Source organism: Sphingomonas sp. FUKUSWIS1 (genome assembly GCF_000733135.1).
GTDB classification, from domain to species: Bacteria; Pseudomonadota; Alphaproteobacteria; order Sphingomonadales; family Sphingomonadaceae; genus Sphingomonas; species Sphingomonas aerolata.
This window is the reverse complement of record NZ_JPJC01000013.1, coordinates 1-19,729: the sequence shown is the minus strand read 5'-3', so window position 1 is coordinate 19,729 and position 19,729 is coordinate 1. Positions and strand designations below refer to the sequence as shown.

The 19,729-nt window shown below is 66.0% G+C and carries 21 protein-coding genes; 13 read left to right on the top strand and 8 right to left on the bottom strand.

Features of this window, described 5'->3' with window-relative positions:
- Positions 1–2 precede the first annotated feature (2 nt).
- On the top strand, positions 3–1,013 hold the full coding sequence (gene pdxA / locus sphsw_RS01085) for a 4-hydroxythreonine-4-phosphate dehydrogenase PdxA (RefSeq protein WP_031438998.1): 1,011 nt from the start codon (positions 3–5) through the stop codon (positions 1,011–1,013).
- On the top strand, positions 1,010–1,861 hold the full coding sequence (gene rsmA / locus sphsw_RS01080; RefSeq protein WP_031438997.1) for a 16S rRNA (adenine(1518)-N(6)/adenine(1519)-N(6))-dimethyltransferase RsmA: 852 nt from the start codon (positions 1,010–1,012) through the stop codon (positions 1,859–1,861). The genes pdxA and rsmA overlap by 4 nt, the downstream gene beginning before the upstream one ends.
- A gap of 11 nt (positions 1,862–1,872) precedes the next feature.
- Here the strand turns inward: rsmA and sphsw_RS01075 are convergent, their stop codons facing one another.
- The 3 genes from sphsw_RS01075 to guaB form a co-directional block, all read right to left on the bottom strand.
- Positions 1,873–2,373 (bottom strand): tetratricopeptide repeat protein, encoded by a 501-nt coding sequence (locus sphsw_RS01075; protein WP_031393398.1) that lies wholly within the window; start codon positions 2,371–2,373, stop codon positions 1,873–1,875.
- Between the two features lie 32 nt (positions 2,374–2,405).
- Positions 2,406–3,593, bottom strand: coding sequence for an RsmB/NOP family class I SAM-dependent RNA methyltransferase (locus sphsw_RS01070; RefSeq protein ID WP_031438996.1), 1,188 nt, complete (start codon positions 3,591–3,593; stop codon positions 2,406–2,408).
- A 173-nt stretch (positions 3,594–3,766) separates the two neighbouring features.
- A complete protein-coding gene (guaB, locus tag sphsw_RS01065) occupies positions 3,767–5,224 on the bottom strand; it encodes an IMP dehydrogenase (protein WP_031393400.1) in 1,458 nt (485 codons plus the stop codon).
- Positions 5,225–5,344: 120 nt separating this feature from the next.
- Here guaB and sphsw_RS01060 point away from each other — a divergent pair, with 120 nt between their 5' ends.
- Together sphsw_RS01060 and sphsw_RS01055 are read left to right on the top strand one after the other, a co-directional pair.
- Entirely contained in the window at positions 5,345–6,337 is a 993-nt protein-coding gene (locus sphsw_RS01060; RefSeq protein WP_031438995.1) for an SPFH domain-containing protein, read from the top strand.
- The gene (locus tag sphsw_RS01055) at positions 6,337–6,774 is read left to right on the top strand and encodes an NfeD family protein (RefSeq protein WP_031438994.1); all 438 of its coding nucleotides are present in this window, start codon (positions 6,337–6,339) and stop codon (positions 6,772–6,774) included. The genes sphsw_RS01060 and sphsw_RS01055 overlap by 1 nt, the downstream gene beginning before the upstream one ends.
- A gap of 112 nt (positions 6,775–6,886) precedes the next feature.
- On the opposite strand, the gene sphsw_RS01050 is transcribed toward sphsw_RS01055, so the two are convergent.
- Positions 6,887–8,497 (bottom strand): phosphoenolpyruvate carboxykinase, encoded by a 1,611-nt coding sequence (locus tag sphsw_RS01050; RefSeq protein WP_031438993.1) that lies wholly within the window; start codon positions 8,495–8,497, stop codon positions 6,887–6,889.
- A 202-nt stretch (positions 8,498–8,699) separates the two neighbouring features.
- Between sphsw_RS01050 and sphsw_RS01045 the strand changes: the two genes are divergently transcribed.
- From sphsw_RS01045 to sphsw_RS01015, 7 genes are all read left to right on the top strand, one after another.
- On the top strand, positions 8,700–9,407 hold the full coding sequence (locus tag sphsw_RS01045) for a response regulator transcription factor (RefSeq protein ID WP_031393404.1): 708 nt from the start codon (positions 8,700–8,702) through the stop codon (positions 9,405–9,407).
- A 1-nt stretch (position 9,408) separates the two neighbouring features.
- Positions 9,409–10,992, top strand: coding sequence for a sensor histidine kinase (locus tag sphsw_RS01040; RefSeq protein WP_042466269.1), 1,584 nt, complete (start codon positions 9,409–9,411; stop codon positions 10,990–10,992).
- Positions 10,982–11,437 (top strand): HPr kinase/phosphorylase, encoded by a 456-nt coding sequence (locus sphsw_RS01035; RefSeq protein WP_031438991.1) that lies wholly within the window; start codon positions 10,982–10,984, stop codon positions 11,435–11,437. The genes sphsw_RS01040 and sphsw_RS01035 overlap by 11 nt, the downstream gene beginning before the upstream one ends.
- On the top strand, positions 11,434–12,351 hold the full coding sequence (gene rapZ, locus sphsw_RS01030; protein WP_031438990.1) for an RNase adapter RapZ: 918 nt from the start codon (positions 11,434–11,436) through the stop codon (positions 12,349–12,351). Before sphsw_RS01035 ends, rapZ begins: the two co-directional genes overlap by 4 nt.
- 16 nt (positions 12,352–12,367) lie before the next feature.
- The gene (locus tag sphsw_RS01025; RefSeq protein ID WP_031393408.1) at positions 12,368–12,775 is read left to right on the top strand and encodes a PTS sugar transporter subunit IIA; all 408 of its coding nucleotides are present in this window, start codon (positions 12,368–12,370) and stop codon (positions 12,773–12,775) included.
- A complete protein-coding gene (locus sphsw_RS01020; protein ID WP_031393409.1) occupies positions 12,772–13,047 on the top strand; it encodes an HPr family phosphocarrier protein in 276 nt (91 codons plus the stop codon). Before sphsw_RS01025 ends, sphsw_RS01020 begins: the two co-directional genes overlap by 4 nt.
- A 99-nt stretch (positions 13,048–13,146) precedes the next feature.
- Positions 13,147–13,944, top strand: coding sequence for a TrmH family RNA methyltransferase (locus tag sphsw_RS01015; protein ID WP_031438989.1), 798 nt, complete (start codon positions 13,147–13,149; stop codon positions 13,942–13,944).
- Positions 13,945–13,953: 9 nt separating this feature from the next.
- Here sphsw_RS01015 and rmuC read toward each other — a convergent pair whose 3' ends face one another.
- From rmuC to recR, 3 genes are all read right to left on the bottom strand, one after another.
- Positions 13,954–15,417 (bottom strand): DNA recombination protein RmuC, encoded by a 1,464-nt coding sequence (gene rmuC / locus sphsw_RS01010; protein ID WP_031438988.1) that lies wholly within the window; start codon positions 15,415–15,417, stop codon positions 13,954–13,956.
- Between the two features lie 467 nt (positions 15,418–15,884).
- Positions 15,885–16,409 carry a peptide deformylase gene (gene def, locus sphsw_RS01005; RefSeq protein WP_031438987.1) on the bottom strand — a complete coding sequence of 175 codons (525 nt, stop codon included), beginning with the start codon at positions 16,407–16,409 and terminating at the stop codon, positions 15,885–15,887.
- Positions 16,410–16,467: 58 nt separating this feature from the next.
- Entirely contained in the window at positions 16,468–17,064 is a 597-nt protein-coding gene (recR, locus tag sphsw_RS01000; RefSeq protein ID WP_031393413.1) for a recombination mediator RecR, read from the bottom strand.
- A 52-nt stretch (positions 17,065–17,116) separates the two neighbouring features.
- Here recR and fmt point away from each other — a divergent pair, with 52 nt between their 5' ends.
- Positions 17,117–18,043 (top strand): methionyl-tRNA formyltransferase, encoded by a 927-nt coding sequence (gene fmt / locus sphsw_RS00995; RefSeq protein WP_031438986.1) that lies wholly within the window; start codon positions 17,117–17,119, stop codon positions 18,041–18,043.
- Positions 18,040–18,780 carry a tRNA pseudouridine(38-40) synthase TruA gene (gene truA, locus sphsw_RS00990; protein WP_031438985.1) on the top strand — a complete coding sequence of 247 codons (741 nt, stop codon included), beginning with the start codon at positions 18,040–18,042 and terminating at the stop codon, positions 18,778–18,780. The genes fmt and truA overlap by 4 nt, the downstream gene beginning before the upstream one ends.
- A 12-nt stretch (positions 18,781–18,792) precedes the next feature.
- Here truA and sphsw_RS00985 read toward each other — a convergent pair.
- The coding region (locus tag sphsw_RS00985) for a class I SAM-dependent RNA methyltransferase (protein WP_031438984.1) at positions 18,793–19,729 on the bottom strand (937 nt) is incomplete at its 5' end.

The following is a 19,729-nucleotide window of genomic DNA, read 5'->3' as shown; positions in this document are numbered from 1 at the left end:
ACATGCCGCAGTCGCGCCCCCTCGCCGTCTCGATGGGCGACCCCGCGGGGATCGGACCTGAAATCATCGCCAAGGCTTGGGCCGCGCGTGTTGCGCACGATCTGGCCCCGTTCGTTGCGATCGGCGACATCCGGGCGATCGAGCGGGTCTGGTCCGGGCCCGTGGTCCGGATCGCTGATCCTACCGAAACGGCCACGGTATTCGCCGGTGCGCTGCCGGTGCTGAGCGTCGAAGACGCGGGCGAGATCGTGCCCGGGAATCCGGATGTCGAGGGCGCCCGTTGCGCCTTGCATGCGCTCGAGCTTGCGGTGGGACTGGTCAAGACCGGAGCAGCACGCGCACTGGTCACGGGGCCGGTATCGAAGGCAAAGCTTTATGCGATTGGCTTCACCCATCCCGGGCAGACGGAGTTCGTCGCTGAACGGTTCGGCGTCGCGGGCGAGAATGCCGTGATGATGCTCGCCGGCCCGTCGCTCCGTGTCGTGCCGATCACGACGCATGTACCGCTCGGCGACGTCGCGTCCCTGCTGTCGGTCGATTTGATCGTCGCAAAGGGGCGGGCAACGGCTCGCGGGTTGACGCGGAATTTCGGGATTGCGGCCCCGCGGCTCGCCTTTGCCGGGTTCAATCCGCACGCGGGCGAACAGGGCGCGCTCGGTCGTGAGGAGATTGATATCATCGCCCCGGCGATCGATCTGCTGCGCGCGGAGGGCATCGATGCGACCGGGCCTTTTGCGGCAGATACCTTGTTCCACCCGCGCGCGCGCGCGACCTATGACGCGGTACTTTGCTGCTATCATGACCAGGCGCTCGTGCCGCTCAAGACCATCCATTTTGACGAAGGCGTCAACATCACGCTCGGGCTGCCTATCGTGCGTACGTCGCCTGACCACGGCACGGCATTCCCGATCGCCGGTAAAAACCTCGCCGAACCGGGTGCCATGATCGCGGCTATCGCGATGGCCGGCCAGGCATCCGATCGGCGTGCCGCGCAAAGCGCCGAAAGTCGATGATCGCCCCGGCACCGGCCCTCCCCCCGCTGCGCGAGGTGATCGCGCGGCATGGCCTCAATGCCAGCAAGGCGCTGGGGCAGAATTTCCTGTTCGACGGGCAATTGCTGGCGCGCATCGCCGCTGTGCCGGGTGACCTGCACGACGCTGAAGTCCTCGAGGTCGGCCCAGGTCCCGGTGGACTGACCCGCGCTTTGCTTGCGGCGGGTGCGCGCGTGACGGCGATCGAGCGGGATCATCGCTGCATTCCCGCGCTAGCCGAACTGGGGGAAGCATTCCCGGGGCAGCTAACGGTCATCGAAGGCGATGCGCTGGCGATCGACGCGCCGTCGCTGTTCACGACAAAGCCTCACATCGTTTCCAACCTGCCCTATAATGTCGGTACTGCCTTGCTGGTCGGCTGGCTGTCGGCGGATTGGGCACCATGGTGGCAATCGCTGACGCTGATGTTCCAGAAAGAGGTCGCCGAACGGATCGTTGCGACCACGAACAGCGATCATTACGGACGCCTTGCGGTGCTCGCGCAATGGCGAAGCGCGTCGAGGATTGCGATGCCGGTCCACAGGTCGGCCTTTACGCCGCCACCCAAGGTAATGTCCGCAGTCGTCCACATCACGCCACAGGCTGCGCCCGAGGGCGTCGACTTCGCCCTGCTCGAACGACTGACCGGCGCCGCTTTTGGACAACGTCGCAAGATGCTCCGCCAGAGCTTGAAATCAGTACCTGGCGCTCTCGATGCGCTGGAGCGGATCGGGATCGATGGGACGCGACGCGCAGAGACCTTGTCGGTGCTGGATTTCGTGGCACTGGCGCGCGCCGCGAAGACGCGGCCGCTCACTGTCAGCGGCTGAGGTCGTCCCGCTCAGTCCTTGGCGGGGGTAGCGGGCTTTACGACCTGCGCAGTCGTGATGGGCGGACCCTTGGCGATGATCGCGGCAAGCTGCACGGCCTCGGGACACTGCCCCTTACAGATGGTGCGGATCTTGGCGAGGTTGTCGCGGGCCCGGACGACCGCGCCCTTCATCACCAACGCACTGCCCTGCCCCTGCAACGCGGTGACATCGTTGGGCTCGAGCAGTAGCGCCTCGCGGTAAAGGCGGATCGCCTTGCCCGGCAGTTCGCGTGCCTCTGCGACCCTGCCCAGTTCGACGAACGCCGCGCGATTGCGCGGATCCACCGCGACCGCGGTTTCGAGCATGTCGGTCGCACCGTCGAGATTGCCGGCCGCCTTCAGGCTGCGCCCCTGTGCGAGCAGTTGCAACGACCGCGCATCAATCTGCGTATCGGGCCGTTGGCCGCTCAGTGACGTCGATACGGACACGACCGTCAGCGCGGCGGCAACGGCAACGGTCGAAAAACGCATGATGGTCTCCAGGCGGGGCACAGCGGGTTTGGCTAGCATGGGCTGATAAGGCGCGCGACAAAAAATCCGTCGGTGCCGTCGCGGCCGGGCTCGAGGCGAACCCCGTGGCCGTGGACAGCGCCTGCGGGCAACGACAGCGGCGCGGTCGTCCAGCCGGGATGCGCGCCCAGGAACCACGTAACCTGGTCCGTGCCTTCCGCATCGAGCAGCGAACAGACGATATACACCAACGTACCGCCCGGTTTGACCAGCGTTGCCGCGACCGACAGGACCTGCTGTTGGGTCGACTGCAATCTGGACACGCGGTCGGGCGTCAGGCGCCAGCGCGCCTCGGGATTGCGTCGCCACGTGCCTGTTCCCGAACAAGGCGCATCAACGAGCACGCCGTCCGCACGGCCTGCCCATTCGCTCAACGCCTCGATCTCACGGGTCGGGTTGAGCAACTGCGTCTCGATGATCGCGGCGCCCGCACGGGTCGCGCGCGGCGCCAGCCGTGATAGCCGGTTACGATCGGTATCGCAGGCAAGGAGGGTACCCGTGTTCGCCATCATCGCGGCGAGCGCGAGCGTCTTGCCGCCAGCGCCTGCGCAGAGGTCGACGATCCTTTGGCCGGGCTTGGCCTGCATCGCGAGCCCGACGATCTGGCTGCCCTCGTCCTGGACTTCCAGCGCTCCCTCGTTGAACAGCGGCAATGCCTCGACGTTCGTGCCGGTCGGCAGCCGGATTCCGTCGGGAGCGTGCGGTGTCGCCTCAGCGTCGGGCAATGCGGCGAGCACGGCGGGACGATCCGCGACGAGCGTGTTGACCCGCAGGTCGAGCGTCGCACGCCCCGCAAGATCGGTGAGCGCCGCGCCATCGAGCCCCGATGCCCGCAACGCCTTGGTCAGCCATTGCGGCGCGACGCCGGCGCGTGCGCGCGGTTCATCCTTGCCGATCGGCGCTGGTGCATGGGTCGAGCCGTCGAAGGTCGCGGCCAGCGCGGGGTCAGCATCGGCCACCAGCAGCATCGCGGCACGGCCGTTCTCAGGTCGATCTCCTGCCTTGCGGATCGCCGCATAGACGAGCTCACGCACGGCGCGACGGTCCTTCGACCCAGCGTAACGACGCGTGGCGAAGTAGCGGGCGATGAGCGTGTCCGCTGCCGCGCCACTCTCGCGGGCAGCGGCGATGATCTGGTCGAGCAGCTCGATCGCGGCCTGCGTCCGCGCCGACGGGGTCAAGGCCGACCTCCCGGGATTGCGCAATATCGGGCAGTGATTTGGTAGGGGATCATCATCATCCCCTGCCCCTACCCCCTCCCGGACGTAGAAGGGAATGATTTCAGGTATCCGCTTGCCACATTCCCGGCCGGCGGGCCCTCCCGATCCCGTTGCGGCATCGGGAGGCGTCGATGCTAGCGCGTCGGGTAGTTCGGGGCCTCGCGCGTGATCGTGACGTCGTGGACATGGCTCTCCATCAGGCCGGCACCGGTGATCTGGACGAATTCCGCGCGTGCCTGCAGATCCGGAATCGTCGCCGACCCGGTATAGCCCATCGCTGCCTTGATCCCGCCGACGAGCTGGTGGACGACGTCGCGTGCCGGACCCTTATACGCAACCTGCCCTTCGATGCCCTCGGGAACCAGCTTCAGCTGGTCCTTGATATCGCCCTGGAAGTAGCGATCCGCAGACCCGCGACCCATAGCGCCGACCGAACCCATGCCACGATAGGATTTATACGCGCGGCCCTGGTAGAGGAAGGTTTCGCCCGGCGCCTCGTCCGTCCCGGCGAGCAGCGACCCGATCATCACGGTCGATGCGCCTGCAGCCAGCGCCTTGGCCATGTCGCCCGACGTGCGGATACCGCCATCCGCGATCACCGGTACGCCGGCCTTGTGACCGGCTTCGGCGCAATCCATCACGGCCGTCAACTGCGGCACGCCCACGCCAGCGACCACCCGCGTGGTGCAGATCGACCCGGGGCCGATGCCGACCTTGATGCCGTCCGCGCCCGCGTCGATCAGCGCGCGGGTGGCGTCGCCCGTCGCGACGTTCCCGGCAACGACCTGGACCGAGTTGGACAGTTTCTTCACTCGCTCAACGGCACGCCCGACGTCACGATTATGACCATGTGCCGTGTCGATGACGATCAGGTCGCATCCGGCGTCGACCAGCTGTTCCGTGCGATCGAAGCCCTTGTCGCCGACGGTCGTCGCCGCTGCGACACGCAGGCGGCCCGCTTCGTCCTTGGTCGCATCGGGGAACATGACGGCCTTTTCGATATCCTTGACCGTAATGAGGCCGACGCAACGATACTCGGCATCGACGACCAGCAGCTTTTCGATGCGACGCTGGTGCAGCAGCCGGCGCGCTTCCTCCTTGCCGACCTCGGTCGATACAGTCGCAAGATTCTCGTGCGTCATGAGCTCGCTGACCGGCTGCTGCGGGTTCCCGGCAAAGCGAACATCGCGATTGGTCAGGATTCCGACCAGCTTGCCATCCGACTCGACGACCGGAATGCCGCTGATCCGATGGCCGGCCATCAACGCCTGCGCTTCGCCCAGAGTGGCGGTCGGCTTGATCGTGATCGGGTTGACCACCATCCCCGATTCGAACCGCTTGACCTGACGGACCGCGACAACCTGTTCCTCGATCGTCAGGTTACGGTGTAGCACGCCGATGCCGCCGAGCTGCGCCATGACGATCGCCATGTCCGCTTCGGTCACAGTATCCATTGCGGAGGACAGGATCGGAATGTTGAGGGCTATCCCCCGTGTTACCTGGGTCCGCGTGTCCGCCTGGCTTGGCAGCACGTCCGATTCCCCCGGATACAGTAGGACGTCGTCGAAAGTGAGGCCGAGGCGGATATCCATGAAAGCTGCCGATCCTGGGTGTGGGGTGGCGCGCCATGTAACCAAAGCGGGCGCGTACGGCTAGGCCCCTCTGCGAACGGCGTGCTATAGCCGGGCACTACACGCATGGGGGATATTCCGATGGGGTTGATTGTCGCCGGGCTCGCAGTGGCGCTGGTGCTGTTCTATTTGATGACCAGTATCAAGATCGTACGTCAGGGCTATCAGTACACGATCGAACATTTCGGAAGGTTCACCACGGTCGCAAGGCCCGGCTTCAATTTCTATCCGGCGTTTTTCTACCGCGTCGGGCGGAAGGTGAACATGATGGAGCAGGTGATCGATATTCCCGGGCAGGAGATCATCACCAAGGACAATGCGATGATATCGACCGACGGGGTCGTGTTCTTCCAGGTGCTGGATTCGGCCAAGGCCGCCTATGAGGTGTCCGACCTGTATCAGGCGCTGCTGCAGCTCACGACGACGAACCTTCGCACCGTCATGGGCTCGATGGATCTCGACGAGACATTGAGCAAGCGCGACGAGATCAATGCGCGATTGCTGAGCGTCGTCGACCACGCAACGACGCCGTGGGGCGTCAAGATCACCCGGGTGGAGATCAAGGACATCCGTCCGCCAGCAGACATCGTCAACGCCATGGGCCGCCAGATGAAGGCCGAGCGCGAGAAGCGCGCAAACATTCTGGACGCGGAAGGCTCACGCGCCTCGGAAATCCTCCGGGCAGAGGGCCAGAAGCAGGCACGGATCCTGGAGTCGGAGGGCCGCAAGGAATCGGCCTTTCGCGATGCCGAGGCCCGCGAGCGTGCGGCCGTTGCCGAAGCGTCAGCGACCCGGGCCGTGTCGCAGGCGATCGAGGAGGGCGGCGCGCAGGCGATCAACTATTTCATCGCGCAGAAATATGTCGAGGCAATCGGCAAATTCGCCACGTCGCCCAATGCGAAGACGATCCTGTTTCCCGTCGAGGCGACCCAGTTGATGGGAACGCTGGGTGGCATTGGCGAGATTGCGAAGGATGCCCTGCGCGACACGGTGCCGTCAGCCACCTCGGCAGCGAAGCCGTCACCCAGGGGACCATTTGAACTGTCGAACGCCAACGAAGTGCCGAAAAGCTAATGTATGGAGTCGGACCGGCCGTTGCATGGCTGATCGCTGCGCTGGTGTTGGGAATCGCGGAACTGGCTGTTCCGGGCGTTTTCCTGGTCTTTCTGGCGATCGCCGCAGCGTTCACCGGGGTGATGGCGCTCGCGTTTCCGGACCTGCCGGTCGCCGTACAGCTTGTAGCCTTCGCGGTCTGGAGTGTGGTCGCGGTCACGATCGGCAAACGATGGTATCGTGACTATCCGGTCGAGGGCGGGGATCCGCTGCTGAACGACCGCGCGGCGCGATTGATCGGCCAGATCGTGATCGTCGAGACGGCGCTCGTTGGTGGCCAAGGCCGTGTTCTCGTCGGTGACGGCAGCTGGCCCGCACGCGGGCCCGACGCGGCGGTCGGCACGCGGGTCAGGATCGTCGCGGTGATGGACGGCGCGGTGGCTGTGGAACCTCAGTAGACGGGCGTCGCAACGTCTCGGACGGCCCGTTTAATGTCGATGGCGGGACCGAGAAGGGCTCGACGCCCCATCCCGGTCCGGCACCCGCGAACCTACCGGGCCGCTCGGTTTGTCACGCAGCTTCGGTCACCTTCGGCGCCGCCTGCATTACGCTGGCATCGACATGCTCCGAGAACTGCGCGAAATTCTCGACGAACAGATCGACCAGCTTTGCCGCTGTCGCGTCATAGGCATCGGTATCTGCCCATGTCGTCCGCGGATCGAGGATGGCGTCGTCGACGCCCTGTACGCTCACCGGAACCTGAAACCCAAAGTTAGGGTCCGTACGAAATTCGGCAGTCTTCAGACTGCCGTCCAGCGCAGCGTTCAGAAGCGCACGCGTAGCCTTGATCGGCATCCGGCTGCCGACACCATATTTGCCCCCGGTCCAACCCGTATTCACCAGCCAGCAGTCGACCCCGCCGCGGGCGATCCGCGCTTTCAGGAGATTACCATAAACCGAGGGATGCCGCGGCATGAACGGAGCGCCGAAACAGGTCGAGAACGTCGCATCGGGCTCGGTCACGCCGATTTCAGTGCCGGCGACGCGGGCCGTATAGCCTGACAGAAAGTGGTACATCGCCTGATCCGGCGTCAGTTTGGCAATCGGCGGAAGCACACCATAGGCATCGGCGGTCAACATCACGATGTTCCGCGGAACCGGACCCATATTGTCCGCCGAGCTGTTGGGAATGAAGTCGATCGGATAGGCGCCCCGGCTATTTTCCGCGAGCGTGTGATCGTCAAGATCAAGCAGGCGCGTGGTGGGATCCATCACGACATTCTCGAGAACCGTTCCGAACCGCTTCGTCGTCGCGAAGATCTCGGGCTCGGCATCGGCCGACAAACGGATCATCTTGGCGTAGCAGCCACCTTCGAAGTTGAAGACGGCGGTATCGGACCAGCCATGCTCATCGTCGCCGATCAGCGTTCGGCTGGCATCGGCACTCAAGGTCGTCTTGCCGGTGCCAGAAAGCCCGAAGAACACCGCGGTATCGCCGTTTGCGCCCATGTTTGCCGAACAATGCATCGGCATCACCCCGGCCGGCGGCAGGAGGTAGTTGAGCAGGCCGAAGACCGACTTTTTCATCTCCCCGGCATATTTCGTACCCCCGATAAGGATGAGCCGATCGGTGAAATTGACCGCGATGACGGTTTCGCTGCGGCAACCATGCCGCGCGGGATCGGCCTGGAAGCTGGGCAGATCGATGATCGTATAGTCGGCTTGAAAGCCTTTCAGCGCCGACGCTTCCGGACGGACAAGCATCGTCCGGATGAAGAGATTGTGCCAGGCGAGTTCCGTGACGACGCGAACATTCACCCGGTGATCGGGTTGCGATCCGCCATATAGGTCCTGAACGAACAGCGTATTCTTCTGCGCCAGCGCGGCGTAGAAATCTGCCTTCAGTGCGGCAAAGTGCGCCGCAGCCATCGGCTTGTTGCTCTTGCCCCACCAGACGGTCGCGCCGGTTTCCGCGTCGCGGACGATGAACTTGTCCTGAGCCGAACGTCCGGTATGGGCGCCCGTTTCGACGACCAGGGGCCCGTCGGCGGACAGACGCCCCTCACCCCGGTCGAGCGCGGCTTCGACCAGCTGCGCGGTCACCAGATTCCAGTGCACCTCCGCATGTGTTTCAATTCCCTGCGCATCGAGCCCTGAGGCAGGGGTTCGCAAATCGGACACGGCATCTCTCCATAAGACACTTGCGCATACGTATGTATGTCGTTGAGGCTCGATCTAGGCGGGCCTGTGATCCGGGTCAATTCGACCGGAGGGCGTGCAACTCACGCCGCGGTCTGGTGTACCCCGGTTGAGTACGCTAGCACTTTGCCCTACGCAGCCCGAGATTTATCCCGGCGGGCGCCAAGAAGATGACAGCCAGACCATGACGGCAACGATCGCGCTCGTCGATGACGACCGAAACATCCTGACGTCCGTGTCGATCGCCCTTCAGACCGAAGGGTTTGTCACGCGGGTCTATTCGGATGGCGAGACCGCGCTGAAGGCCTTGACGGACAATCCCCCCGATCTGGCGATCTTCGACATCAAGATGCCCCGTATGGATGGTCTGGAACTGTTGCGGCGGCTGCGCGAAAAGAGCCAGATACCTGTCATCTTCCTGACCAGCAAGGATGACGAACTCGACGAGGCGCTTGGCCTTGCGATGGGGGCGGACGATTATATCGCGAAGCCGTTCTCGCAGCGATTGCTGATTGCGCGGGTCCGGGCGATCCTGCGGCGCGCGGAGTTGACCCGGTCGCCTGGCACGGAGACGGAGGCCGAGGCGGCCGGGCCGCTTGACCGGGGACGGCTCAGCATGGACCCGGCGCGCCACCGGACCCTGTGGGCTGGCGAACCCGTGACGCTGACGGTGACGGAGTTCATGATCCTCGAAACGCTCGCGCAGCGGCCGGGTATCGTCAAGACGCGCAACCAGTTGATGGACGCAGCCTATCAGGACGACATCTATGTCGACGACCGGACGATCGACAGCCACATAAAGCGGCTTCGTCGCAAGTTCCGACAGGTCGATCCAGATTTCGACGCGATCGAAACGCTGTATGGGGCAGGCTATCGGTTCTCCGAAGATTAGCATGGGACGGAGCGATTCGGGCGACGACGTGGGCGATCGTAACGAGGATGACGGTCGCGACCTGACATTACGCTGGTCGGGTCAGATCTCGCTCACGCGGCGCATCCTCGCCGTCAATATCTTCGCGCTCTTGCTGCTCGCAGGCGGCTTTTTCTACCTCGATTCCTATCGCAGCCGTATCGTCGACAGCCGCGTCGCGCAGGCCGCACGCGAGGCGCGGCTGATCGGTGAGGCAATCGCCGCAGTCGATCCGGCGCTGCGTGAGCCGCTCATCGTTCGGCTGGCGCAGGATACGGGCTCGCAGATCCGGGTCTTCGACCGCGACGGGCAGATCATCAAGGACAGTCGCGCACTGGGGCTACGCAGTTTCGTGCTGCACGACCCGGACAAGGAAGACTGGGGGCAGGATGCCGCGCGCTTTCTCGACGCGGTCATCGACGTGGTCGTGATGGCGCCCCGCGCACCGCTTTACCGCGAACGCGGCCCGCGGCAACGCTGGCCCGACGTCGAGGACGTACGGTTGCGGCATGGCATCTCCACGACGGTCTGGCGCGCGCCCGACCGCACCCCAGTGATAACGGCTGCGGCCCGCGTGCCGGGCGGCGGCGTGGTGATGACGACGGTGAACGCGCGTGACATCACGCGCACCGTGCGTATCGAACGCTTCCGCCTGAGCATGGTGCTGTTGCTGGTCTCAATCGTGTCCGTGCTGCTGTCGCTGTTCCTTGCACGCACCATCGTCCGGCCCCTGCGCCGTCTCGCTCGGGCGGCGGTGCGGGTGCGGCTCGGGCGCGCGCGCGAAGTCGTGGTCCCTCGACTGCCGTCGCGCCGGGATGAACTGGGCATGCTTGCCAGGGCGCTGTCGGACATGAGCCTGGCGCTCAGGGCCCGCATCGACGCGACCGAAGCGTTCGCCGCCGACGTTACGCATGAGATGAAGAACCCGCTGGCGTCGTTACGGTCTGCGGTGGAAGGGCTGTCACGCGTGCAGGATCCCGCCCTCAAGGAGCAGCTGATGGCGATCGTGCGAGACGATGTCCATCGACTAGATCGGCTGATCTCCGACATCTCCGACGCGTCGCGACTGGACGCACAGCTCAGCCGGGCAAAGTTCGAACCGATCGACATGGTCAGCCTGATCGACGGCTTGCTGTCGCAGCGCCTCGCTCGCGACGTCGAACGTGAAATCCGTTTTCGCTTCGATCGCAGCGACGATGGCCCGTTCGTCGTGCTCGGCGAAGGCGCCCGGCTCGAGCGTGTGATCGAGAACCTGATCGATAACGCGGTATCCTTCTCGCCCGACCGCGGCCTGATCACGTTGTCTGCAATGCGCGGCGCGCACGAGGTCGTCCTTCGTGTCGAGGATGAGGGCCCGGGCGTCCCTCCAGACGCACGCGATGCGATCTTTCGCCGCTTCCACTCGGTCAGACCTGACGGCGAAGCCTTCGGGCGTCACTCCGGATTGGGGCTCGCCATTGCGCGCACCATCGTCGAGGGGCATCAGGGCACGATCACCGTCGAATCGCGCGAGGATCGGCTGGGCGGTGCCCGGTTCGTAATCCATCTGCCGCTGTATGCACGATGAGGGAGCCCTAGTTCTGTCTGTCCTCTCGTCCGATCGCCTGCATGCGACGACCGTCTCGATCGGCGGCCAGGGCGTCCTGCTGGAAGGACCTTCCGGCATCGGCAAGTCCGACCTCGCCCTTCGCCTTATCGACCGCGGCGCAATGCTGGTCAGCGACGACCAGACCATCGTGGTGCGCTCGGGTGCCCGGTTGCTGGCACACCCACCCGCTTCCATCGCAGGCCGGATCGAGGTTCGCGGCCTCGGCATTATCGTCATGCCCTATGTTGTCGACATACCCATCGCCTTGCTCGTACGGCTAGGAAGTCAGGTCCCGCGGATGCCCGAGCTTGAGGCGCGGCGGATCGCTGGTGCCGATATCCCGGTCCTCCTGCTCGAACCACTCCAGGCGTCCGCTCCACTGAAGGTTGAACTGGCTCTGAAACACGGAATTCTCGCCGCATGACGCGCCAATCAAAGCCGATCCTGCTGATCACTGGCATGTCGGGCGCGGGCAAATCGACCGTCCTCAAGACGCTTGAGGATCTGGGCTGGGAGATCGTCGACAACCTACCGCTGATGCTGCTCGATCGGTTGCTAGATACGCCGCGCGCAAAGGGACAAATGGATGATTCCACCCCCCTGGCGATTGGTATTGGCTCGCAAACGCGCGATTTTGATGCGGATCGCATCATCGGGCGCATCCGCGATCTCCGCGATCGGCACGGTCTGGAAATCGGGACGCTGTTTCTCGACTGTTCGGGGGTAGAACTCGAGCGACGCTATTCGGAAACACGGCGGCGTCATCCGCTAGCCCCCGATCGCCCCGCGGGCGACGGGATCGCGCGCGAGCGTGAAATGCTGCGGCCGCTGCGCGACTGGGCGAACCGGTTGATCGACACGACCACATTGGCGGCCAACGAGCTGGCGCAACAGATCCGCCACAGCTTCGCGCAGGACGATCAGGGTGCTCCGACGCTGTCGATCCAGTCGTTCGGCTTCGCGCGCGGGCTACCGCGCAACGCTGACCTTGTCTTCGACATGCGGTTTTTGCGAAATCCGCATTGGGATCCGCAGCTGCGTCCTGGGACCGGACTGGATGCCGAGGTTGCGCAATATGTCATGGCCGATCCGGCCTATGAAGCCGCTGTCAGCCGCATCGAGGATCTGCTGCTCCTGTTGCTGCCGCGCTACAAGGCGGAGGGCAAGTCCTATGTCAGCGTTGCGATCGGGTGTACCGGAGGGAGACATCGATCGGTTCATGTCGCCGAACGGATCGCCGGACGGTTGCGCGCAGAGGGTTTTTCGCCCACGGTAAACCATCGCGACCTGGGGGCCGCGCCGCAGGACTCGCTTGAGGGACCACCGGTCGGCTTATGAGTATGAAGCGTCTGATATGATCGGCCTAGTTTTGGTGACCCACGGGCGGCTCGCCGACGAGTTCGTGACCGCAATGGTCCATGTCGTCGGCCCACAGGAACGCGTCGCGGCAATCGCGATCGGCCCCGATGACGATATGGAGGAACGCCGCGCGGATATCGCGACGGCGATCGCCGAGGTCGATGCGGGACGCGGCGTGATCGTCCTGACCGATCTGTTCGGCGGTACCCCGTCCAACCTTGCCATCTCCCTGATGGAGCGGGGCCGGGTGGAGGTGATCGCGGGAATGAACCTGCCCATGCTGATCCGGCTGGGATCGGCCCGCAAGGCGATGACGGTCGTGGCGGCGGTCGCTGCCGCGCGTGAAGCCGGCCGGAAATATATATCCGTCGCATCCGAGGTTCTCGGCGAGGCGGCCGCGTGACCGCGGTTGCGCGCACGGTCCTGATCACCAACCGCCGGGGATTGCATGCCCGGGCCAGCGCAAAGTTTGTCACACTTGCCTCCTCGCAACCTTGCGACGTGCTGGTCGAGAAGGACGGCGCGGGGAGCGTGACGGGAACGTCGATCATGGGGCTGATGATGCTCGGGGCCGCGATGGGTGACTCGATCGTCATATCGGCGACCGGCGATGGCGCGGACGAAACCGTCGCCCGGCTGGTCGAGCTTGTCGAAGCCAAGTTCGGCGAGGATTGAGCCCCCTTCCCCGCAGCGCTTGCCGCGCCGGGTTGCGGAGGGCATGAGCAGCGCGTGTTTACCAACCTCCCCTGTTTCCGCGCGCCGAAGGGCCGATAAATGCCTCGCGAAATTACCGCCTTTTCGAACCCGTTGATCAAATATGTCCGCGATCTTCGCGACAAACGACATCGCAAGGCTGCACGTCAGTTCCTTGCCGAGGGGTTGCGGATCTTGACCGAGGCTCGCGAGACCGGCCGGCTGCCCCGCACGCTTTTCTACGCTGCGGCGAGTGCCAACCATCCGCTGGTCCATGCGCTGTCGATGGATGTCGAGGAGGCGGGCGGCGAATCGATCCAGACGACGCCCGACATCCTGTCCAAGCTGTCGGGCAAGGACAATCCGCAGGCGGTGGTCGGCGTGTTCGATGAGTTCGACGCGGCACTCGAGGATCTGGACCGGACCAGTGCGGGGATCTGGCTGGTCGCCGAGCGCCTGCGGGATCCGGGCAATCTCGGCACGATCCTGCGGACCGGCGATGCCGTCGGTGCGGGCGGGCTGATCCTGATCGGCGAGTCGGTCGATCCGTTCTCGGTCGAGGCGGTGCGGGCGAGCATGGGGGCGCTGTTCACCATTCCGGTCGTCAAGACCGAGTGGGCGCCGTTCGAGGCGTGGCTCCGCAGCGGTCCCGGGCAGCTGGTCGGGCTGAGCCTCGACACCGAGACCGATTACCGGGCGGCGACGTACAGCGCCCCGACCTTCTTGCTGACCGGCAACGAGGCGCAGGGCATGCCGGCAGAGATGGCCGAAGGCTGCGACACGCTGGTCAAGATTCCGATGCTGGGCAAGGCCGACAGCCTCAACGCCGCGGTCGCAACCGCGGTGATGGCCTATGAGGTTCTTGCCCGACAGCGTTGAAAAGACGGATTAAACGTCCGCGGGCTCTGGCTTTTCGATCAATGCCGGCCCCTCGCCCAGCGCCAGCGCGTCGATCGACGACACGTCCTCGAGATCGCGCGCGCCGGTCTCGATATTGAGGTCGCGGAACTTGCGGCCGGTGACCATCAGGCGGCCGTTGAACGAGTTGGTGAAGCCGTTGAAGTTCTTCACCGCGCTGTTGAGACCGACCCCGACCTTGCGGAGATCGTCCGCGACCTTGGCGAGCCGATCGTGCATCTCCTTGCCGAGCTCGCCGATCTTGCGCGCCTCGTTGGCGAGCTTCTCCTGCCGCCAGACCGCGGCGACGGTCCGCGCGATCGCAATCAGATTGGTAGGAGTGGCCAGCAACACCCTCTTTTCAAACGCGAAATCCCAGAGGGTCGGATCGTGCTCAAGCGCAGCGGAGAGAAAATGTTCGCCGGGGACGAACATGATCACATAGTCGGGGGTGTCGGCGAACTGGCTCCAATAGGCCTTGTTGCCGAGCCCGTTGACATGCGCGCGCATCGACGCGGCGTGCGCCGCCAGACCGACCAGACGCTCGGCCTCGTCGACCGCGCCGAACGCATCCTGATAGGCGTTGAGCGAGACCTTGGCATCGATGACGAGTGCGCGGCCGCCGGGGACGCGGATGATCGCATCGGGGCGCAGCCGGGCGCCGGCGCGCTCATCGGCATCACCGACCGCGACGCTGACCTCGGTCTGGAAGTCGGTATGTTCACTCAGCCCGCAGGTCTCGAGCACGTTCTTCAACTGCTGCTCGCCCCAGCGGCCGCGCGACTTGGGCGCGTTGCGCAGCGAATTGACGAGCTTGGCGGCCTCGGTCGAGACCTTTTCCTGGCCGAGCCGCATCTGTTCGATCTGCCCCTTGAGATCGCCGAACGCGTCGCGGCGTTCCGCCTCGACCTTGGCGACGCCCTCTTCATAGCGCTGCAGCCGGTCGCTGACGGGCTGGAGCATCGACTTGAGGTTCTGCCCGGCGGATTCCTCGGACTGGCGGAAGCGGGCGTCGGCGCGATCGAGGAAGGTCTTCTGCGCGTCGCTCAGCAGCTTGTTGGCGACGTCGCCGAACTGAGCCGCCATCACGTCCTTGGCGTCGCGGAACTCGACCAGCCGCGCCTCGAACGCCTCGCTGCGGGCATGCTCGGTAGCGAGTTCGGTGCGCGCGGCGTCGCGGTCGGCGCGGATCGTCGCGAGATCGGTACGCAGGCGGTCCGCCTCCCCGGCGCGTTCGGCATTCTGCGCGCGCAGCGTGGCGAGATCCTGGAGTGCGGCATTGCGCTCCTGCTCGACCGCGTCGCGCGCGGTACGGACCAGATCATAGTCGGCGGCACGGGTCCTGGCGACCGCAAGATCGCTGGCGAGCGCGCCGGCTCGACGCGAGGCGAGCAACCAGCCGAGCAGGAGCCCGGCGGCGGCCGCGAGCAGCGCGACGATCACGAGTTCGGTCATGCCAGCGTCCCAATGTTGTGAATGTTGAGACGATAAGCGTGTTTTGCGCCGAGATCCGTACAATTTCCGGCTGCGGAACCGGCCATGCAGGGTTTGGGCGCGGGCGGCTGGGGGGGCACGGTCTGAAAAGTCATCGTTGGAACATAGCACGAACGACGTGGGTGGGACAGAGGGATTTTCCTACCTTCGGGCGTTGCCCTTGGTCGCTACTGTAGCAGAGTTGGGCTTTGCGGGCGGTAGTGCGTTATCGCCGGGGACGTGCCAGCTGGGCCCCGGCCTTCGCCGGGGTGGTGCTTTTGGGGGTGCGCCGCCCCTCGCTGCGGAGCTATCGGAGGTGGGCGCCGGTGTTTGCTGGGCAGTCTTCTTGGCGTGTGCCGCCCGCGATTACGCGGGGCTTCCCTGCCTGGGCCCCGGCCTTCGCCGGGGAATTGGTGGCTTGGCCGGTCGACTTAACAACCGGCGCCGGGTCAGCCGAGCTTGCGGGCCTTGGCGAGTTTCTTGAGGACCATGTCGCGCTTGAGGCGGCTGATGTGGTCGATGAAGAGGACGCCGTCGAGATGGTCGATCTCGTGCTGCATGCAGGTCGAGAGCAGGCCGTCGAGCTCTTCCTCATGCGCGGCGCCGGTCTCGTCGAGCCACTTCACGCGGCAGCGGGCGGGGCGGACGACCTCGGCATATTGCTCGGGGATCGAAAGGCAGCCCTCGTTATAGGTCGACATCTCTTCGCTGACCGAAAGGATCTCGGCGTTGATATAGGCCTTGGGATTCCTGATCGGCTTGTCCTCTTCGTCCTTCTCTTCCTGAAGGTCGATGACGAGGACGCGCTGCTGCACGCCGACCTGAGTCGCGGCGAGGCCGATGCCGTTGAAGTCGTACATCGTCTCGATCATGTCGGCGACGAGCGTACGGGTGGAATCGTCCACCGACGCCACCGGCTCCGCGACGAGGCGCAGGCGGGGATCGGGGACTTCGAGAACGGTCATGACGGTCATGCTGCGCAGCTAGGTTCCGCGGGTTGAGCCGTCAAGCATTTGGGTTAGGCCGCGACCATCAGGCCATCGGGCGACGCGCGCGCAGCGCCTGGGCGAGCGTGCCCTCGTCGAGATAGTCGAGCTCGCCACCCACCGGCAGGCCGTGCGCCAGCTGTGTGACGCGGACGGGGAATCGTTCGATGCGCTCGGCGATGTAATGCGCGGTGGTCTGGCCTTCGAGCGTGGCGTTCATCGCGAGCACGACCTCGTCGATCCCCCCCGCCTCGATCCGGCGGACGAGATTGTCGATGCTGAGATCCTCGGGCCGGATGCCTTCCAATGCGGACAGGCGACCGCCAAGCACGTGGAAGCGACCGGGGAACAGCCGCGAGCGATCGAGCGCCCAGAGATCGGCGACCTCCTCGACGACGCAGAGCGAGCGCTGGTCACGGCGCGGGTCGGCGCAGATCGCGCACGGGTTGGTCGTGTCGACATTGCCGCAGACGCTGCAATTCTCCAGCCGCTCGTCGACCGCGGTCAGCGCCTCGCGCAGCGGCCCCAGCGCGGCGTCGCGCTTCTTGAGCAGATGCAGCACGGCGCGGCGTGCGGACCGGGGGCCGAGGCCGGGGAGCCGGGCCAGCGCCTGCGTCAGCGCCTCGATCTCGGGGGATGCCATCACGACCAGATAGGGGGTTGCGTCGCTCCCCGCCAGCGTGTTCGAGAGGGGCATGCGGATCATCTTCATGGGAACGCCGGACTTCGCGGTGCCGGTGCTGGAGGCCCTCGTCACGGCGGGGCACGAACTGGTGGCGGCCTATTGCCAGCCGGCACGACCGGGCGGGCGACGCGGACGCGAGCTGGTGCCGTCGCCGGTCCAGGTCCGGGCGGAGGCGCTGGGCATAGAGGTTCGGACGCCGGTGTCGTTCAAGGCGTCGCTGCCCGAGGGGCTTGAGGCGCGGGACGCGTTTGCGGCGCTGGAGGCGGATGTCGCGGTGGTGGCCGCCTATGGCCTGATCCTGCCGCGCGCGGTGCTCGAGGCGCCCCGGCTCGGGTGCCTCAACGTCCATGGCTCGCTGTTGCCGCGGTGGCGCGGGGCGGCACCGGTGCAGCGCGCGATCCTCGCGGGCGATGCGGAGACCGGCGTCGGGATCATGCAGATGGAGGCCGGGCTCGATACCGGGCCGGTTCGGCTTGAGGGGCGAACTGACGTTGCGGGGAAGACGGCGGGGGATCTGACCGCCGAGCTGTCGGCGATGGGGGCGCGGTTGATGGTCGAGGTGCTGGGCGATCTCGACGCCTACCCTGCCCGGCCGCAACCCGAGGAGGGCGTCACCTATGCGGCCAAGATCGACAAGGCGGAGGCGCGGATCGATTTCGAGCGGTCGGCGGTCGAGGTCGAGCGGCTGGTGCGCGCGATGAACCCGGCGCCGGGCGCGTGGTTCGAGGTCGCCGGCGAGCGCGTGAAGGTGCTGGCGGCGGACGTGTTGCCGTTCAGCTTTCTCGGGTGCGAGGGGCTGACGGTGAACGCCGAGCTGACGATCGGGTGCGGCGACGGCGCGATCCGGCCCACGTTGGTGCAGCGGGCCGGGCGCGGCGTCACCTCGGCCGAGGAGCTGCTGCGCGGGTTTGCGATTCCCTCGGGGACCCAGCTTTGACGCGGTTCGCGCTGACGGTGGAGTTTGACGGCCGGCCGTTCATGGGCTGGCAGCGACAGAAGCATGGGCCGAGCGTGCAGGCCGCGCTCGAGGCGGCGGTGCTCAAGATGACCGGCGAGGCCGTGTCGGTGCAGGCGGCGGGGCGGACCGATGCGGGGGTGCACGGGATCGCGATGCGCGCGCATGTCGATATCGTGAAGCCGCTCGCGGCGTTCCGGCTGATGGAGGGGCTGAATGCTCTGGTCAAACCGGCGCCGGTGTCGGTGCTGGCGTGCGAGGTGGTGCCCGACGACTGGCATGCGCGGTTCTCGTGCATCGGGCGGTCGTACGAGTACCGGATCGTCAACCGGCGCGCGCCGCTGAGCTTCGAGGCGGGGCTGGCGTGGCAGGTGCCGCAACCGCTCGATGCGGAGGCGATGGCGGAGGCGGCGCGCGCGCTGGTCGGGCGGCATGACTTCACGACGTTTAGGTCTGCGCATTGCCAGGCGGACAGTCCGGTGCGGACGCTCGACCGGCTCGACGTCGTGCGCGAGGGCGAGCGGCTGTTCGTCTACGCGGCGGCGCGGTCGTTCCTGCATCACCAGGTACGATCGATGGTCGGGTGCCTGGCGCTGGTCGGCATGGGGCGCTGGGCGGTCGGCGATGTCGCGGACGCGCTGGCGGCGAAGGATCGGGCGATGCTGGGGCTCAATGCACCGCCCGATGGGTTGTTCTTCGTAACCGCTGTTTATCCCTAAGGAATTAACACCTTAGCGGACGAACTTCGCAGCGAGTTCGACATGCGTCGACCAGCGGAACTGGCCGACCGGCTGGATCCAGTCGATCCGCCAGCCGGCGTCGCACAGCTCCTTGGCATCGCGCGCGAAGCTCGCCGGGTTGCACGAGACGTAGACGATTACCGGGGTCCTGGACGCGGCGAGCGCACCGGCCTGTTCGCGCGCGCCCGAGCGGGGCGGATCGATCACCACCGCGTCGAACCGGTCGAGCTCGGCCACCGTCAGCGGGCGACGGTAGAGATCGCGGTGCTCGGGGAAGACGGGGCGTTGCAGGCGGTGCGCGGCGGCCTTGAGCGCGGTCAGCGCGTCGCGCGCGCCCTCCGCGGCATAGACCTTGGCCGGAATCGCGAGCGTGAAGGTGCCGAGCCCGGCGAACAGGTCGGCGACGGTGGCGGGCGTGCCGATCGCCTCGAGCACCGCGGCGGTGAGCGCGGCCTCGCCGTCGGGCGTCGCCTGGAGGAACGAGGCGGGTGGCAGCGGCACGGGGACGCCGCCCAGCGTGATCGTCACCGCATCGGGCTCCCAGCGCGTCTCCGGGCCTAGACCGTCGTCGAACGCGACGCGGGCGATGCCGTGCTCCTCGCAGAACCGGGTGAGCGCTTCGGCGGCGGGGAGGCCTTCGGGCGCGAAGCCGGTGATGAGGATGTCGGCGCCCTGATCCGCGAGCGTCAGGTGGATGTCCGCGCGGCGGCGGAAGTTGAGACGCTTGAGCAGGGTGCGGAGCGGCTGGACGAGCGCGAAGAGGCGCGGATCGAGGATCCAGCATTCCTTGATGTCGACGATCAGATGCGCCTTCTCGGCGGTGAAGCCGAGCGTGATCCTGCCGCCCTTGGCCTCGGCATGCAGCGTCGCGCGGCGGCGGCTGCGGACCGGCGAGATGTGCGGGGTGCGGATCGGCGCGGACAGGCCC